The organism is Eisenbergiella tayi (genome assembly GCF_001881565.1).
GTDB lineage: Bacteria > Bacillota > Clostridia > Lachnospirales > Lachnospiraceae > Eisenbergiella > Eisenbergiella tayi.
The window spans coordinates 716,548-733,912 of sequence record NZ_MPDJ01000003.1; the positions used below are offsets into that span (position 1 = coordinate 716,548).

17 protein-coding genes are annotated in these 17,365 nt (G+C 49.4%); 12 read left to right on the forward strand and 5 right to left on the reverse strand.

The features are described 5' to 3' along the window. The first annotated feature begins 236 nt into the window (after positions 1-236). Positions 237-1,121 carry a helix-turn-helix transcriptional regulator gene (locus tag BLA28_RS14505; RefSeq protein WP_069158488.1) on the forward strand — a complete coding sequence of 295 codons (885 nt, stop codon included), beginning with the start codon at positions 237-239 and terminating at the stop codon, positions 1,119-1,121. Positions 1,122-1,401: 280 nt separating this feature from the next. Further along, positions 1,402-1,797 (forward strand): pyridoxamine 5'-phosphate oxidase family protein, encoded by a 396-nt coding sequence (locus tag BLA28_RS14510; protein WP_069158487.1) that lies wholly within the window; start codon positions 1,402-1,404, stop codon positions 1,795-1,797. A 60-nt stretch (positions 1,798-1,857) separates the two neighbouring features. Here the strand turns inward: BLA28_RS14510 and BLA28_RS14515 are convergent, their stop codons facing one another. After that, positions 1,858-2,205 carry a winged helix-turn-helix transcriptional regulator gene (locus tag BLA28_RS14515; protein WP_069154563.1) on the reverse strand — a complete coding sequence of 116 codons (348 nt, stop codon included), beginning with the start codon at positions 2,203-2,205 and terminating at the stop codon, positions 1,858-1,860. 144 nt (positions 2,206-2,349) lie between these two features. On the opposite strand from BLA28_RS14515, the gene BLA28_RS14520 reads away from it, so the two are divergent. Further along, entirely contained in the window at positions 2,350-3,258 is a 909-nt protein-coding gene (locus BLA28_RS14520) for an SIR2 family NAD-dependent protein deacylase (RefSeq protein WP_069158486.1), read from the forward strand. Beyond that, positions 3,224-4,003: a protein-ADP-ribose hydrolase gene (locus tag BLA28_RS14525; RefSeq protein WP_069158485.1), complete on the forward strand. Its 780-nt coding sequence runs from the start codon at positions 3,224-3,226 to the stop codon at positions 4,001-4,003. The genes BLA28_RS14520 and BLA28_RS14525 overlap by 35 nt, the downstream gene beginning before the upstream one ends. On the opposite strand, the gene BLA28_RS14530 is transcribed toward BLA28_RS14525, so the two are convergent. Continuing rightward, positions 3,985-5,673, reverse strand: a complete 1,689-nt coding sequence (locus BLA28_RS14530) for an FUSC family protein (RefSeq protein WP_069158484.1) — start codon at positions 5,671-5,673, stop codon at positions 3,985-3,987. The genes BLA28_RS14525 and BLA28_RS14530 overlap by 19 nt on opposite strands. A gap of 182 nt (positions 5,674-5,855) precedes the next feature. Between BLA28_RS14530 and BLA28_RS14535 the strand changes: the two genes are divergently transcribed. Continuing rightward, the gene (locus tag BLA28_RS14535; RefSeq protein ID WP_044969853.1) at positions 5,856-6,302 is read left to right on the forward strand and encodes a MarR family winged helix-turn-helix transcriptional regulator; all 447 of its coding nucleotides are present in this window, start codon (positions 5,856-5,858) and stop codon (positions 6,300-6,302) included. Between the two features lie 65 nt (positions 6,303-6,367). On the opposite strand, the gene BLA28_RS14540 is transcribed toward BLA28_RS14535, so the two are convergent. Continuing rightward, entirely contained in the window at positions 6,368-7,366 is a 999-nt protein-coding gene (locus BLA28_RS14540) for a linear amide C-N hydrolase (RefSeq protein WP_069158483.1), read from the reverse strand. 184 nt (positions 7,367-7,550) lie between these two features. Here BLA28_RS14540 and BLA28_RS14545 point away from each other — a divergent pair, with 184 nt between their 5' ends. The 7 genes from BLA28_RS14545 (at position 7,551) to BLA28_RS14575 (ending at position 14,637) form a co-directional block, all read left to right on the forward strand. Continuing rightward, positions 7,551-8,183 carry a hypothetical protein gene (locus tag BLA28_RS14545; RefSeq protein WP_009250305.1) on the forward strand — a complete coding sequence of 211 codons (633 nt, stop codon included), beginning with the start codon at positions 7,551-7,553 and terminating at the stop codon, positions 8,181-8,183. Further along, positions 8,180-9,304, forward strand: a complete 1,125-nt coding sequence (locus BLA28_RS14550) for a VCBS repeat-containing protein (RefSeq protein ID WP_242878304.1) — start codon at positions 8,180-8,182, stop codon at positions 9,302-9,304. The genes BLA28_RS14545 and BLA28_RS14550 overlap by 4 nt, the downstream gene beginning before the upstream one ends. 19 nt (positions 9,305-9,323) lie before the next feature. Continuing rightward, positions 9,324-9,980: a response regulator transcription factor gene (locus BLA28_RS14555; RefSeq protein ID WP_009250303.1), complete on the forward strand. Its 657-nt coding sequence runs from the start codon at positions 9,324-9,326 to the stop codon at positions 9,978-9,980. Then, entirely contained in the window at positions 9,980-11,389 is a 1,410-nt protein-coding gene (locus BLA28_RS14560; RefSeq protein ID WP_069158482.1) for a sensor histidine kinase, read from the forward strand. Before BLA28_RS14555 ends, BLA28_RS14560 begins: the two co-directional genes overlap by 1 nt. Further along, complete coding sequence (locus BLA28_RS14565) at positions 11,386-12,216, forward strand: hypothetical protein (protein ID WP_009250301.1); 831 nt, start codon at positions 11,386-11,388, stop codon at positions 12,214-12,216. The genes BLA28_RS14560 and BLA28_RS14565 overlap by 4 nt, the downstream gene beginning before the upstream one ends. 162 nt (positions 12,217-12,378) lie before the next feature. Next, positions 12,379-13,815: an N-acetylmuramoyl-L-alanine amidase gene (locus BLA28_RS14570; protein WP_069158481.1), complete on the forward strand. Its 1,437-nt coding sequence runs from the start codon at positions 12,379-12,381 to the stop codon at positions 13,813-13,815. A gap of 141 nt (positions 13,816-13,956) precedes the next feature. Continuing rightward, positions 13,957-14,637 (forward strand): AlkZ-related protein, encoded by a 681-nt coding sequence (locus BLA28_RS14575; RefSeq protein ID WP_069158480.1) that lies wholly within the window; start codon positions 13,957-13,959, stop codon positions 14,635-14,637. Positions 14,638-14,676: 39 nt separating this feature from the next. On the opposite strand, the gene glgD is transcribed toward BLA28_RS14575, so the two are convergent. Both glgD and BLA28_RS14585 read right to left on the reverse strand, forming a co-directional pair. Then, a complete protein-coding gene (glgD, locus tag BLA28_RS14580; RefSeq protein WP_069158479.1) occupies positions 14,677-15,819 on the reverse strand; it encodes a glucose-1-phosphate adenylyltransferase subunit GlgD in 1,143 nt (380 codons plus the stop codon). Continuing rightward, positions 15,813-17,021 (reverse strand): glucose-1-phosphate adenylyltransferase, encoded by a 1,209-nt coding sequence (locus BLA28_RS14585; protein ID WP_044971695.1) that lies wholly within the window; start codon positions 17,019-17,021, stop codon positions 15,813-15,815. The genes glgD and BLA28_RS14585 overlap by 7 nt, the downstream gene beginning before the upstream one ends. Positions 17,022-17,365 lie beyond the last annotated feature (344 nt).

The following is a 17,365-nucleotide window of genomic DNA, read 5'->3' on the forward strand; positions in this document are numbered from 1 at the left end:
TTTCCCGGCTTCTTCCGGCCGTGTTTCCTTCCCTGCGGGGCTATGTACCCTGCGCAGGCACGCTTTCGCTCTGCTAAAAACGCAGCGGTACTAAGATTGCAGAGGACGCAATCTAAGGACCGGCGTTTTTAGAAGGCCTTTGCAGGGTACATAGCCCCGCAGGGAAGGAAACACGGCCGGAAGAAGCCGGGAAACACGGGGCGGCGGTGTACGATAACCTATATGGAGCAGACAAAATGAAAAAGGAAGAACATTATCTGGAAAGAGCCTCTTACACATGGTCGGAGGATTCGGTCAGGCTGTTTGCCACACCCAGTATGACGGCAAGGAGCCTTTATTTTTATATGCAGGAAGCCGGATATTTCAAAACGGTGTGGCCGTATTTTACGGAGAGGGCCAGTCTGAATTCCTTTCTGGTACTCTATACCTTATCGGGAGAAGGGCGTTTAAGTTATGAAGGGCAGGAGTATGAGGTGACGGAGGGAACCTGTTTTTTTATCCATTGTATGAAACACCATGAATACCATACGGTAAAAGGCAAAAACTGGGAATTCCTGTGGCTGCATTTCAATGGGGGAAATGCACTGGGATATTATGAGGAATTTGTTAAGAACGGCTTCCGTATACTGGATATCGGACAGAAGGAACGGACGGAAGGGCTGTTCAGGGAGATCCTGTCCATAAACCGGAAGAGGGAGCTGACTACGGAAGTGCGCACCGGAGGCCTGATCGGGACGCTTCTTACAGAATTGATCGCCCGGAATACCACAGAGGGCAGGCAGGCCATTCTCATTCCGTCAGGAATCAGAGCCGCGGAAAAATATCTGGAACAGCATTTCCGGGAAAAGGTAATGCTTCAGGAGCTTGCGGATATGCTGCACATGGATAAATTCTGCCTGATCAAGGAGTTCAGCCGTTATGTGGGAATCTCGCCCCATGAATATCAGATTGAACTACGCCTGTCCTATGCAAAGGAGCTTCTGAAATATTCAGACCTTTCCGTCAATGAAATCGCCTATGCCTGCGGTGTGAATCAGACCTCCCATTTTATCTGCCTTTTCAAAGACCGGGAGCATGTTACGCCGGCAAAGTTCAGGAAGGAGTGGAGGACACAGCTATAAAGAGATAAACAGATGCCGCAGTGAAGTAAGATAAATCCGTATGGTTACTTTCCGGTGCCTATGCTGCTTTTGGATACTTATATTACTTTTTGGTACCTATCTTACTTTTTGGTACTTATACCACTTTCAGGTACGTTCTTGCGCCTCTTATCCATCCGGCCTATAATTCGGGTATAAGGAACGGCCGGTTCTCTCAGCCATGCCGGACGCGGCATGGATAACTGCATTCCGATAACGGATGCATAACAGACAGTATAAGTATGAGAAAGGGCAGAAAATAATGAATAGAGCAGTTGAATTTTTTAAGGCAAATCCGGTACAGTACCTCGCGACCGTAGGAAGGGACGGAAAGGCAAAATGCCGTCCGTTTATGTTCTGTTTTGAAAAGGAAGGCAGACTGTGGTTTTGTACGAACAGCCAGAAAGACGTTTATAAAGACATGCAGGCCAATCCTGAGATTGAAGTCTGTGTTTCCGACTCTTCCTATGCATGGATCAGAGTACACGGGAAAGCGGTATTTGAAAATGATATGCAGGTAAAGGAAGCCTGTATGGATAATCCGATTGTAAAAGGGCAGTATAAAACCGCCGACAATCCGATTTTTGAAGTGTTTTATCTGGAGGATCCGCATGGGCTCATCGCGGATTTCTCAGGAAATCCGCCGTATGAATTCTGACAGCAGCAGCCTGGTGTCTGTCTGAACAAGGCGGCATCGGGTATTCGCCTCCGGAAGAATCTAATCTTCTTCCGGAGAAGCGGATGCGATATGATTTTTATACCAGGTTCCCCAGTCCACCATGGAATCCATAATGGGTTTCAGGCTGTAGCCTGTTTCGGTAAGCGTGTATTCTACTTTAGGGGGAACTTCCGGATATATTTTGCGGGTGAGCAGCCCGGCGGCCTCCATGGAACGAAGATGGCTGGTGAGTACCTTCTGTGTAATTCCGGTAACGGAACGCATCAATTCACTGAAACGTTTGGTGCCGGAGAGCAGGTCGCGGATGATGAGAACCTTCCATTTATCACCAATAAGCTGCAGGGTCATTTCCACAGGGCAGTCAGGGATTTTTTTCATGTTTTCCATGATAGGGACCTCCTTTAGTATATTGTCGGATGTATATGCCTTATAGTATGTACTGCTCTATTATATATTTTAAAGAGGATAAAAACAAGTCCCCAGAGTATTGCAATTGCATAAGCCAATTGCATAAGAACCGGGAGGTATTGTATGACAGAGACAAGAAAGCAGGATGCTGTGACAGAGTCGGTGAAGGAGCTTCACAGATGCCTGGAACAGGCGGAAGCAGTCGTTATCGGTGCGGGCAGCGGGCTGTCCGCAGCGGCGGGCTTCACATATTCCGGAAAGCGTTTTGAGGAGCATTTCCGGGAGTTTATTGAAAAATATGGAATGACGGATATGTATTCGGCCGGTTTTTATCCTTTTGCGTCGCAGGAGGAAAAATGGGCCTATTGGAGCAGGCACATTTATTACAATCGTTATGACCAGCCCGCCGGTACGGCATATACGCAGCTGCTTTCCCTTGTAAAGGAAAGAAATTATTTCGTTATCACTACGAATGTGGATCACCAGTTCAGCCTTGCCGGTTTTGAGGAATCCCGGATTTTTGCCGTACAGGGGGATTATGGCCTGTTTCAATGTAAAAAAGCATGCCACAAAAAGCTGTATAATAATGAAAAGCAGGTGCGCGCCATGCTCGCCCGGCAGAAAAACTGCCGTATCCCTTCCGAACTGGTTCCCAAATGTCCGGTATGCGGGGGAGATATGGAGGTGAATCTGCGGTGTGACAGTTTTTTTGTGGAGGATGAGGCATGGCATCATGCGGCAGAAGGGTATGAACGCTTTATCCGGGAAAACAGCGGGAAAAGGGTTCTGTTCCTGGAACTGGGCGTGGGGAAGAATACGCCGGGGATCATTAAATATCCCTTCTGGCAGCTGACATGGCAGAATCCCCGGGCGTTATATGTCTGCATTAATCTGGGGGAAGCCCTGGCTCCCGAAGAAATCAGGGAACGTTCTATGTGTATAAACGAGGATATCGGTAAGGTGATTTCGGAGGTTTTGAAGGAAGGAGAGAAAGACAATGAATCAGACGGAAAAAAGATGCTGGCTGATTAAAGAGCTTCAGGCAGATATGCCGGAATATGGCGCACTCACAATCCCGGAAACACCGGAAGAACAAAAAAAACTGCTGCGTTCCCTGATGAACGTCCGGCCTCCGAAGCCGGTTTCGGAAGCTTTCCTGCAGATACAGGACGAATATCTCCGGGAAGAGTCCCGGCTCCGGGGAATATGCGACGGAATGACTCTGCCCGGGGTGAAGGCGGATGGGCGTATTTCTCTGTGGAAGGGCGATATTACCGCATTAAAAATCGGCGCCATAGTAAATGCGGCAAACAGCGCGTTAATAGGCTGTTTCATTCCCTGCCATGCCTGTATTGACAACGCGATTCACAGCTTTGCAGGGATTCAGCTCCGCCTGGAATGTGACGCCCTGATGAACAGGCAGGGGCATGAAGAGCCTGTCGGGCGCGCGAAGCTGACCCGTGCCTATAATCTTCCCTGTTCCTATGTACTTCATACGGTAGGGCCTGTAATACAGGGGCGGGTGAGTGAAGAAGACAGAAACCTTCTTGCCTCCTGTTACCGCTCCTGCCTGGAAACGGCGGCGGCCAACGGAATCACAAGCGTTGCCTTCTGCTGCATTTCAACGGGAGTCTTTCATTTTCCCAACCGTCCGGCGGCTGAAATCGCGGTAAAAACGGTGAGAGAGTTTTTGGAAAAGGATACCCGTATGACGAAGATCGTATTTAATGTATTTAAAGATTCCGATCTGGAAATATATCAGGATCTGCTCAACTGATAAAGCTGTTTCCGGTACTGGCCGAGCAGCCGCGGAAGTTCCTCCCATTTTTCCAGCTCCCCGTTTTGGAGGAGCTTATCCTCGATCATACAGGAGCGGATAAGCAGGTTATAATAGAGCTGGGGATCACCTGTAGCCGGATTCCCTGTTTTCACCAGATGTTCGGTAATGGTTTTGTATTTTGTCCAAAGCTGCCTGGTGGCCCTGGCCCGGCTGTACGGGAAAATAAGGCAGTTGACAAGCCATGCGACTGCTGCGCCGGCCAGAATATAGCCCAGGCGGATGACAAAAATGCCTGCTATATCAGGAAAACGGAAGGCCTCCATGAAAACAGCGCCTCCCAGGGCGCCCACAGTAGAGCAGGCGTAGGTTTCCCGGTAGTCTGTAAAATAAAAAGAAAGATAACCGGAGAGCATCATGGCGGCAGTGCGTCCTGTGGCAGAAGGAACGAGGGAATAAATGATAACGGATACAAGCCCTCCTATGAGGGTGGCGCTGATCCTTTTTTTCGTCTTTGCCGGCACATCGTCCGCGTAAGGAAGGGACAGGGAGGCCAGCGTGAACAAAAGCCATTTGCCATGGGGCAGCGCCAGCTGCTGAACAAGCAGGGTGGCGCAGGCCAGAAGCAGGGCGGTTCGAAGCGCATAGACAATTCTCACAGGGCTTATGTCCAACACGGCTGTCAGCTGCAGCTTCAGGGAAAGAAGCGTTCTGTGATAATGCTTTTTTTCCTGGGGATCCGTCATATGGCAAAGGCTGGCGTAAATATTATTCAGGCATTCAGTAAGCGCCTGTGTGTGTTCCCCTTCCGCTCCGGAAAGAGAAGAACAGGAGGGCGGGGGCAGCTCCCCGGATTCCTGACGGAGAAAGGCCTGGTATTTTTCCAGACAGTCTGACATTCCGGCCAGAAGCTGTTCCTCTTCACCGGAAAGCCTTTCCGGGAGCTCATGCAGAAGAAACAGCAGATGCTCAAGGCCGCAGCCGGCTGAAAACATGGAAAAACCGGCATCACTGATACAGAGAGCCTTTTTTCTGCGATCATATATCGTCCGGCTCAGACTGTAAAGCTTGCTGCGTATGCCGGAAGGCCTCGGCGGCTCGGACTGTTCCTTCAGCCGGAAGGCAATATAATTCCGAATCTCATCCGTCATTTCACACAACACATCCCTGGCGGTTTCCGCCACCCGGTTCCGTCCCATAAACCACTGATACAGCAGAATGGAAGCCGCTCCGAAAAGCATGCCCCATATTCTTTTAGGAAGCTGCTGCGCGCTTATGGGAGCGAGGAAAATCAGGAACAGATAGGATAAAATATAAGGGAAATACATATTGCTGGAGTATTCGTAGGTGAAGGAATACAATATCAGCAGGAGCGTGATAAAATGGATGATAAATGCCAGAGGAACCGGCAGGGTATTTACCCAGAAGGCTGCCAGCGCCATCCATACCAGAACCAGTGACTGGATACACAGATGCCTCACAGGCGTGGCGGTCAGATCGCGCACCATGGAGGCGGACATCATAATGGTAAAAATAACGGCTACAATGGAATTTTCCTGCCCGAAGAGGAAGGTAAAAAAATTAATATAAACAAGAATAAAGAGAAAGCTCAGCGTATTGAAGCGAAAGCCAGACTTTATTTTTTCTCCGATTTTTCGTATGGTACTCATGAATTACCGCCTTTCTTTCATAAATCAACATCTTTCAGAGGATTGACAGAAAAAGAAATTCCTGTATAATCGAAAGAAACGATCATAGATTGATGATAGTCATGTTTTATTTACTAATTTACTAGAATAGCACTTCCCTTATTTTTTGTCAACGGGAAGAAAAGGATGGGGAGAATGAAAGGATGAAATCAGAGAAGGGTGCGGAAATGTTTGTATATAAGCTTTTGCAGGTAATGCCGGACTGGCATTCCAGATTGGTACGGCCTTTCAAGGAAAAGCTGAACGGGGAGATGAGCCTGGAAACCTATTACTGCCTTCAGACACTCCGGATGCGGGGGCTGGCGACTATGACGGAACTGGCCCATGAACTGAAGGTTCCCAAGCAGCAGGTCACGAAATTGGTGGACAAGCTGTGCGAATGCGAATTTGTGGAGCGGGTGCAGCATGCGGAGGATCGCAGATCCGTCTGTATCCGTCTGACGCCCAAAGCAGTAACCTATCTGGATTCCTATTACACAAAAAACAGGGCCTTCATAGAAAGCCTGGAAGAACAGCTGACGGAAGAAGATATCATGAGACTGAACCAGGCCGTAGGGATACTGAGTGATATATTGCCTAAATTAAGGTAGGAAGTCCTGTCCGTCACATGTGTTTATCCTCTCCCGGCAGCCGAAAAAGGGAAGTCTTATGAAAACTACCCCGGAAACTCGTCAAACGTAATCGGCCGTATCAGCTTCCCAAGAGAGCGGATTGCAGGCTCCTCCTCCCGGATGCCGGGCATGGCTGCCCGTGTGATCTGCCTGTTATTATAGGTAGTGAAAAAGTATTCCTGAGTGGACAGTCTGATGAAGGCGGTGTATTGAGTGAAATCCGCTGTATTCCTGTCCGTCATGACCACCCCTTTCGGAATGCTGACATTTTCCATAAGATGGAACCCTGTGATGACAGCCTCATCCGGAGTGGAACATGAATCCGCATGACTTTTTTGGAAAGCCGTTCTCACGAAACGCGACGGAGGAGAATAGTCACCCGGCAGCCCAAAGCCGCCTGCTCCCTGCCCGAAAGGAGGCAGCTGTATCCCGCACCATTTTTTATCCTGCATCTGCCAGGGTGAAAGGTTGCTATAATTTCTCAGATTAGTTATCTGCCACGAAAAATCCGGGCTGTTCGTAAGGATCCCTATCGGGTTATCCATTACGAACAGTCCTTCTTTTGTCTTCTCAATGACCGCACACCTGCCGCTTTTATCCGCCATGATCCAATGAAGCGGCGCAACCGATTCGGTAACAGGATCCTCCATCCCCACGATCCGGATCGTACGAAGAATCTCTGCCGCGTCATCCACATCCGTACACTGACTCAGAAGAAAATGCATAAGCTCAATCGAGGCTATGGGCGGCCTCGTATCCTGCCCGGAATCAAGAGGATCATAATATGCATAACCCGGAAAATACAAAACTGCCGCCCCGAATCCTTTTTCATTCACCCCATCCACAAAAACAACCGGAGAAGCATCCTGCCCCACCGCAATAAAACTATATTGGTTCCGGACCGTATGCGTAGCAGCCAGATTCCCCCACCGATACCCCTTTGGAACAAAATAAAGGCTCGGATCCAAAGTGACGGAAAAATCCATGGTCCTCCCCAGATACACTTCCCCCTGCGCCGTTTCCAGCGTCATCGCAGTACACATAAAAATCCTCCTCAAAGAATCACTATTATATTTATGTATATTCCGCACATCAGACGATGGTGCCGCTCATGGAAGATCATCTAATAAATCCCGCCAGTGTTTGTCCGGCCAAACGGAAAACCAATTGCCTGTCGGAGTGGTTTAGTGCTAGAATGGTTTTATAAAAGCGATAAGGAGTCCGAAGATGGATAAGCAGAGGGTAAGGATAGTAAGGAAGAATGATGAGTTCTCGGCGGAATATCAGGTTGGGGATGTTTTTGAGGTTGACAGTACGTGGTACGGCGGGGTGAATGTGAGCAGCAAAACGGGAATTCCGCTGTCTTTGGATAAGGAAGAGTATGAGGTTTATGAAGAGGATGGGGAGGAAGAACGGAAGGTGGATCCGTATTCCTATCATTTGGGGGCTATGGACTGCTTCTGCGAGATGGTGGGAGCGGGGGTGAAAACCCTGGCTATGAGTCATCCCTGCGATTCCAGGCAGGAGAGGGATTCTTTTCTGAAGGATGTAAAGAAGCTTTGTGAAAAATATGGAGTTTATTTTTATGCGGAGGATGAAGCCTTTCTGACGGATTTGTTTCCGGAGAGACTGAACAAAGGGAAATATAATTATTTGTTTTATGCCCGTAAAGAGGTACTTGACGCGTACTTTGAACTGAAGGAAGAGCAGAGGGTAGTCATTCAAAACGGCGGCTATACCAGACAGAAAAGCTATGAGATCGCAAAGAAGTTCGGCCGTCTTTTATCTTATACGGAGGAAGGGACGGAACGGCTGATTCAGAAGGCGTCGGAGGACAGGGAGGTTGGTGAAGCGGATTGAAAAGAAAGATAGGGCGGCGCTTGTTCAGAACAGGTCTGCTTTTGCTTATGGCTTTCTTTTTTACAGGGGCAACACTCTTCGGTGAACAGATTCCCGCCTCGGTGGAAGCCTCTTCCGGGGACAGTCCGGAGGAACTGCAGAGAAGATATGAGGAGTACCGGCAGCGGTTTGAGTCAATACAGAAGATATCGGATATACCCGGACAGGATTTTAATATTATAGGCTCTCAGGTGTTTCCGGTGACGCTGGAAACCTATGGGGAGATCTTGTTTATTCCCGCCCTGGACGCCCATTATAACCGGATGGCTATTTTTCTGGCGGATGAAGATGAGAATATTGTATACAAAACGGATCAGCTGGAATCGAATAACCGGAATAAGGGGGAACTGCGGCAGCCCAACCAGGGGATCGCGGCGGTTTCTTTTCAGGATGTGGATGAGGACGGGCTTACGGATATTGTGCTGATCACTACCTGTAAAAATGAAAACAAGGCCTTTTCCAGGGATGATTACAAGGTCGGGGAGGTATTGTTCCGGAAGGAGCAGGGCTTTTACCGGGACTGGAGAATATCGGACAAGATTAACCGGTTCAGCATGAATAAGAGCATCCGGTTTATCACCTCTTTTGTCCGGGGCGGAAATTCCGTGGAATTTCTTTACACGGCGACTACGCAGGACGAGCTTCTGAAGAATGGGTTTGAAATCTTTACCGAGCTGTGCTACTGGAGGAATTTTGAAAAGATGGGCAGGCTCCGGGTGGTGCCCGGGATTTACAGCATGGCTGACTATGATGTGTTTATGATTTATCTGGTGAATGAGCAGGGATATATTGTATGGAGCTTCCAGCCCATGCGGGACTATGACAATCTTTATGCGCTGAAGGGAATTACCTGCAAGGATATAGACGGAGACGGGCTGAAGGATATTGTGGTGCTGGCACGCTACAGCTATGAGGGTGACAGCAACGAGCAGGTCATTGTCAGTGATTATGATATTTATTACCAGAGGACCGGCGGGTTTTATGAGGATACGGAGTTTAAGAAGCTGTATAAAAGCAGCGAGGATGATACGATGGAGGGGCTGGTACAGAAGGCCCGGGCTTATTGGGGATGGAGCGTTTGAAAGGAGTTTATGACCGCAGATGATAAAGATACTTGTAGTGGATGACGAGAAACCGATTTGCGATTTGATTGATCTGAACCTGTCCGCATCCGGTTATCAGTGCAGGACGGTACAGGATGGACTGGAAGCATTGAATATTATTGAAAGCGAGCCTTTTGATTTGATTTTGCTGGATATCATGCTGCCGGGGGCCGATGGCTATGACATTATGGAATACATAAGGCCCATGGGCATTCCTGTGATTTTCATCACGGCAAAGCATGAGGTGAGGGATCGGGTGAAGGGGCTGAAACTGGGCGCGGATGATTACCTGGTAAAGCCGTTTGATGTGGTGGAGCTGGTCGCCAGGGTGGAAGCGGTCCTGCGCCGGTATAATAAAACGGATCAGATCCTGACCGCAGGGGATGTGTCCGTGGATGTGGAAGCGCACAGAGTGACGAAGGCAGGAAAGCCGGTGGAACTGACCAACAAGGAGTTTGGCCTGCTTGTGCTTTTTATCCGGAATAAAAACGTGGCCCTGTTCCGGGAAACGTTGTATGAAAAGGTCTGGGAGGGGGAATATTTCGGCGACAGCCGTACCCTGGATCTCCACGTGCAGCGTCTTCGCAGGAAGCTGGGATGGGAACACAGTCTGGTGGCGGTATATAAAGTAGGATACCGCTTAGAGGTATCATAATGAAATTTTCCTTAAAGCTGCTGCTGTGTACGATGATTGTAATGGCGCTGGCGTTCGGATTCAGCGGGTTTTATTTTGTGAATTATGTATTTGAAACCTCCCTGGACAGGGAGATAAAGCAGGCTTTGGATGAAAGCAGCATCCTGCGCTTTGCTTTTGAAACGGCGGCCCTGAATGTGCCGGCTAAATACGATGTGCTTCAGGATCATACGGTGGAGCAGATCGCCTCCAACCTGGAAACCGGCGGACATGATACCAGCCGTATGCTCCGGGTTTCCGACGAACATAAAAATGTGCTGTATATCAGCAGCGGTTTTGATGCCGAAGGTGGGATTCTGGAGCAGACAGATGAAAATACCAGGACATACCGGGTGATACGCCGGGAAGAACGGTATTATATCCAGACCGGGATGACCGTGAATGCACTGGACCGGATCCTGTATCTGGAAACCATGAAGGATGTGTCGGAGGTGTTCCGGGAAAGAGCCCTGGGTTTTTCCGTTTACCGCAGGGTTACGATTATCATGCTGATTCTGGGGACGGTGATCATGCATTTGATCGCCTCCTTCCTCAGCAAGCCTATCCGGCTGCTCACAAAAGCCACCAAGAGAATGTCCGCCGGAGATTACAGCTACCGGGCAAGGCAGGTGAGCAATGATGAGCTGGGGCAGCTGACCATGGATTTTAACCTGATGGCTAACGTGCTGGAGGATAATATCAGCAAGCTGGAGGAGGAGATCCAGGCGAGGGAGGATTTTGTGGCGGCCTTTGCCCATGAACTGAAAACTCCCCTTACCGCCATAATCGGCTATGCGGATATGCTTCGTTCCCGGAAGCTGGATGAGGAAAAAAGCTTTATGTCGGCCAATTATATTTATACGGAAGGAAAACGTCTGGAAGCCATGTCCCTGCGGCTCCTTGAAATTATTGTAACCAAAAGGGAAAAGATTGATGTCCAGAAGGTTTCGGCGGAGATGCTGTTCACTTATCTTGAGAATATGTTTGTCACCAACCGGGATATGGAGTTCCATTTTTCCTATGAACCGGGGATGGTGTGGGCGGAGGCGAACCTGATCAAGTCGGTCCTGGTAAATCTGCTGGATAATGCCTGTAAGGCCTCTGAACCGGGAAGCCCCATAGAGGTTACCGGCGCCCGGCTGGAAAACGGCTACCGTTTTTCCGTGAAGGATCAGGGAGTGGGCATTCCGAAGGAAGAGCAGAAAAATATTATCAAGGCCTTTTATATGGTGGACAAGTCCCGTTCCCGGAGCAAAAACGGGGCCGGGTTAGGGCTGGCTCTGTGCACGCAGATACTGCTTCTGCACGGAAGCAGGCTGGAAATTGACAGTATCCCGGGGAAAGGCTCCTGTATCAGCTTTGTCCTGCCGGATCGAGGAGAAGAGGAATGAAAAAGAAAGTAAGGAACCTGTCCTTTTTGCTGTTTGTGGTTCTGATTATGGCGCTTTCCATATGGGGGCCGGAAGCCCTGGCTAAATATAAGGATCGGGCAATTCTGGATGAAACCCATGAGCAGACCGTAGAATCCGCGTCGGAAGGCTACCGGTATACATTGAACAGCAATGAAAAGCTGTATATCCTGTCCCGATGCCTGAACAGCCAGAGCCTGCCGGAAAGCGAACAGAACGCTTTAACAAGGAAAGAAGCGGAAAATGTGGATTTCCCGGATCTGGAAGGGGCCTATGCTTTTGTGGTGAATCACAGAGGGCCTTCCGGGAAGGAAATCACTAGTGAGGAAATTTATGAGGCCTGCAATAAGGGGCTGGAAATGCTGAAGGAGCTGGATATCCTGCCGGACGGAGTGCGGAAGGTGGACGCGGCATCTTATGACGCCACCCTGTATTCCGCCATTGATGTGCCGGAGCCTCAGAATAATGTGGCGGTCTGGAAAATGAGCCTGTCCACAAGCCAGAAAAACGCCAACAAGGAAAACCGCCTGATCGATGCCTATATTGACGCGGATGACGGGAAAATTTATGAATTTTATGTCCGCACCTCCCGGGTGTGGGAGGATATGGATCCGGATGAGATTGCGGCCAGGTGGAGCGGATATATGGGCCTTACGGATCCGGAGCCTTATGAAGCCGCCAATCCGCTGATGGAATCCACACCGTATTTTAAAAAATATGTATACAGCGGCATGGGGAATGAGGAAACGATCGTTACGATAGGGTTTTATGAAGGCATTAATGAATTGTTTTTAAAAATTTCCAAATGATACAACTTTGATGCAGGAATGATGATCTTTTGATGCAGCTCTTGTGTAATCTGAAATCGATGAAAGCGATTAGGATTGCGCAGGAGCTTTTTTTGCGCGGCAGGGCTTACAGATGAGGCGGTGAATCAGAGCTGCCTGCGTTTTGCATGAGAGGAGTCATTTATGTACATAGGATTATCGGGTTCGGGTTCCCGCAGAAGAAGAGGATTCAGGAGAAGGAGGAGAAAAAGATGGCCGGGCATTTTTATGCTCTGGATAACGGCCGGAATCGGAACGGTTTCCCTGCTTCTGGCCCTGACCGCTGTCGCAGCGACGGAGGATAAGGCTGTGGAGGCCGCGGCAAATGCAAAAGCAGAAGGGGACAGCGCCTGGAAGGAGACGGAGAAATACAGCGGGATTTATGGGAAAGGGATGCTGCTTGGGGAAGCGGTAAAGAAGCCGGGAGTCCCGGTGGTTGTGGTGGATCCGGGGCATGGCGGAGAGGATGCGGGCTGCTCCGTGGGCGGTATTTCGGAAAAGGATGTGAACCTGGCTATTGCCGAAAGGCTTTGCTCGAGGCTGAAGGAAATGGGATACCAGGTAATAATGGCAAGAGGGGATGACACTTATATCGCTAAAGAAAGGCGTGTGGAAATGGCTAACTTCTGGCAGGCGGATATTTATGTGAGCATCCACCAGAACTTTTATGAGGATTCCTCTGTCGCGGGAATTGAAACCTGGTACGACGGATCGGATGCATCAAGGGACAGCAGGCGTCTGGCCCGGCTGCTGCATCAGGAGGCCGTATCCGCGACAGGAGGGGGTGCCCGGGAAATCAGGGATGACGCTGATTTCTGTGTGACAGGTAAAACAGCCATGCCGGCCTGTCTTATTGAAACCGGATTTCTTTCCAATCCGGAGGAACGGGGCAGACTGCTGGATCCGGCCTATCAGGATAAGCTGACAGAAGGGATTGCCAGAGGAATTGATTTGTATTTTAACCCCAGGACCCTGTACCTCACCTTTGATGACGGCCCTTCGGCAGAGAATACAAATGCGGTGCTGGATATCCTGAAGGCGGGAAATATAAAGGCCACCTTTTTTGTGGTAGGGGAAAATGTGAGAAGGAATCCGGAAACCGCAAGAAGGATTGTGGAGGAAGGGCATGCCATTGGCATCCATTGTAATTCCCATGATTACAATACCCTTTATCAAAGTGTGGACAGCTACCTGGAAGATTTCGAAGAAGCGCGCCGGACGGTTTTGGAGGTGACAGGGGCGGAAACCAGGCTGTTCCGTTTTCCGGGAGGCAGCATCAATTCCTATGATAAGGAAGTGAGCGACGGCATTATACAGGCAATGACGGAGAGAGGATATATTTATTTTGACTGGAATGCCAGCCTGGAGGATGCGGCTGAAAAGACAACTCCTGCGGAACTGGTTGTCAATGGGAGGACGACTACTCTGGGCAGGAAAAAGGTGGTTCTCCTTGCCCATGATGTGGTATATAACACGGTGCTCTGCCTGGACGAGCTTCTGGAGCAGTTCCCGGAATATAAAATGGAAGTTTTGACACCGGATGTGGAGCCGGTGCAGTTTGCCGGGCAGACATCAGACTGATGTCTGCTTATTTGAAACGGAAGGCTCCCGGAAATGAAATAACATAATAGCAGGGCATTGCTTCGGAAAGTATCTGCATGATAGAATAAGTGCAAAGATTCGCGGAATAGCTATCACTAAAGCATAATGGGAGGGAACAGGATGAGAGAGATCAATCATTTTAATGATTTTATACAGGAACTGCGGTCCGTGGGATTTACCATAGGCGGAGAAAACGGGGAGGGCGTCTTTACTTTGAGCGATGCCTTCAGAGAAAGCATTGCGTGGCACACAGAGGATCCGGAGACAGATCCATGGGAATGGCGGATACGGGTTCTGGACGAGTATACGGATATCGCTTACGGGAAACTGTTTTTCCGTAAAAGCGGCTATATTACAAAGGAATGGTATCCCTATTTTCTGGCGGTGCGGCGGGGGAAAAAAGAACTTCAGGAGGAATATGAAGAAGGCAATGTCACTCTCATGGCAAAGCGGATTTATGATATCCTCAGTGAGGAAAAAGAGCTTCCGGTTCATTTGCTGAAGCAGTACGGCGGTTTTTCGGGAGAGGATAAGTCAGGCTTTGACAAAGCCCTTACGCAGCTGCAGATGGATTTCTATATTTCCATATGCGGGCGGGCGAGGAAGCGTTCCCGCAGCGGGGAAGAATATGGCTGGTCATCCACCGTTTTCTGCCTTACGGAAAACCTGTTTGGAGAGGAGGTTTTCCGCAAGGCCGGAAAATTGTCTTATGAGCAGGCCTTCAAACGGATAGAAAAACAGATTTATCTGCAGAATCCACAGGCTCGCAGTGCAAAGGTCAATAAGTTCATTACCGGATGAGACTGACCGGAAAACGGAAAGTTTCCGACAGGCGTCATATTAAACGACCTGGTATTTGGCTACATAAACAGGGAAGCTGTCCGTACCTTTAAGCTTTTTATCGGCAGTGATGGTCACATCCTTATCGGATATGATATATTCCAGCTCCGCTCCGGGTTCGATTACGGTATCCTGCATCAGCACACAGTTTTTCACTTTGGCGCCTCTTCCTACTTTTACGCCTCGGAAAAGGATGCTGTTTTCCACTTCCCCCTCGATAATGCAGCCGTCAGCCGCCATAATATTGTCGGCCCTGGCTCCTTCCATATAGCGGGTGGGATTGTCGTCACGGATTTTGGTATAAATATGGTTGCTTCCGAAGAGGGCATCCAGATTTTCGTCATCCAGAAGCTTCATGTTTTCATCAAAATAGCTCTTCATACTGCTGATCCGGGCCAGATAACCGGTGAATTTATATGCCTGTACGTTCAGCTTATCCAGCTGGGGAGCCACAATATCCCGTTCGAAATAGACATGGCCTCTGACGAATGCAGCGCTGACCTGGCTGATCAGAAGTTCCCTGTCCATAATATAAATGTTCATGGACAGATTCTGGACTCCGGGCGTTTCCGGGTTGATCTGGATTTCTTTTACCCGTCCGTCTTCAATATCCAGCGTATAATACAAATCCTTATTGATATCAAAGGGCTTAATCAGTCCCTTTGGAATTTCTTCCTGCGCATAGGCCAGGGTCAGATCGGCACCGCTTTCAATATGGGCATTCAGCATCGCCTTGAAATCGAAATTAGCGGCGATATTGGCCTCTGACATAATGACATATTTTTCCTTCTGATCCTTCAGAAAATCCAGAATGCTTGCGAGAGCCTCCACACGGCCGTTATAAACCTTTACCGTTTTTTCCGCAAAGGGAGGGACGATATTCAGGCCGCCGTTTTTGCGGGTTAAATCCCATGCACGCCCGGAACCCAGATGATCCATGAGGGAATGGTAATTTTTCCGTACAATAACGGAAACATTGTCGATACCGCAGTTCACCATGCTGGATAAAACAAAATCCACCATCCGGTAACGTCCCGCAAAGGGAATGGAAGCCATCAGGCGCTCTGCAACCAGTTCGGGTACCAGTGAATCATAGCCGTTGGGGAAAATGATGCCCAGTGCATTTGCGTTAGAATTTACCATTCTTCTTCACCATCCTTTACATTTTGTTCAATCATGGCATCAGGGCCGATTTTTGCCCCGGCACCGATATATACCCCGGATCCTACGGTTGCCACTCCGGCAGAATCACCTTCAGGCATGGCTCCCACAACTGCATTTTCACCGATTACCACATTTTCCGCAATGATGCAGTGCTCCACAACCGCACCGGCCTTGATGACGGTCCCGCCCATAACTACGGCGTCCTCCACTTTGGCTCCCGGCTCAACGATAACGCCGGCAAACAGAACCGAATGCTTTACATGTCCGCCGATACGGCAGCCGTCCGTGATCATGGAGTTCTCAACAATGGCCCCGGAGGCTATCTTATGGCCGGTCATACCGCTGTTCCGGCTGTATATTTTCCAGTTATCATCAAAAAGATTAATTCCGCTGTGCTCCGGATCCAGCACCTCCATGTTGGCTTCCCAGAGAGAAGCGATTGTTCCCACATCCTTCCAGTAACCGCTGAAGTGGTAGGCGTACATTTCCCGTCCGTCCCTCAGCAGGCTGGGAATGATATTATTGCCGAAGTCGTTTTCAGAATCAGGATCCGCTTCATCCTCCATCAGGTACTTTTTGAGCACATCCCAATTGAAAATGTAAATTCCCATGGAGGCCAGATTGGATTTCGGCTTTTTGGGTTTTTCCTGGAACTCGGTGATTTTGTCGTTTTCATCAGCAACCATGAGACCGAAACGGGAGGCTTCCTCCCAGGGGACTTCCATTACGGCTACACTGAATTCGGCACCCTTTTCCTTGTGAAAACGCAGAAAATCACTGTAATCCTGCTTACAGATCTGATCTCCGGAAAGAATGATGACATATTCCGGATCGTAGCGTTCGATAAACGGGATGTTCTGATAGATAGCATTGGCTGTGCCCTTATACCAGTCGGAGCCGGAGGCCTTCTGATAGGGCGGCAGGACATGTACCCCTCCATGAAGGCGGTCAAGGTCCCAGGGCTGTCCGTTTCCGATGTATTCGTTGAGTACCATTGGCTGATACTGCGTTAAAATCCCTACGGTATCGATACCGGAATTAACGCAGTTGGACAGCGGAAAATCGATAATACGGTATTTTCCGCCAAAAGGGACAGCAGGTTTTGCCAATTTTTGGGTCAGGGCGTATAGTCGGGAGCCCTGGCCGCCGGCAAGAAGCATTGCAATCATTTCTTTTGCCATAAGTGATTCCCCCTGTTTGGTTATTTGGTATGGTAAAAGTGTACCACAAAATGGGATATTAGGACAGCCTTTTGTGCATAACAATCAAAAAAATATGTGTGGGGGGAGCCCGTATCATTTCCACGTCCGCCCTGCACGCAGCCTGTCCCTCGCCCGGCTCACCCTCCCGGCCCGGCATCACCCGGATATTGCCAGACGGCATACTCTATGGCCGGACAGAGGCAGACAAAAAAAGAGGCTGTTTCTAACTATTTTGTGCCAACACTCCGCTGCCAATGCAGCTGAACTCCTCCCTTTGGTCGTCAGACATCGCTGCTAAGGGCGGGCAGTGGAGCATTGGCGCA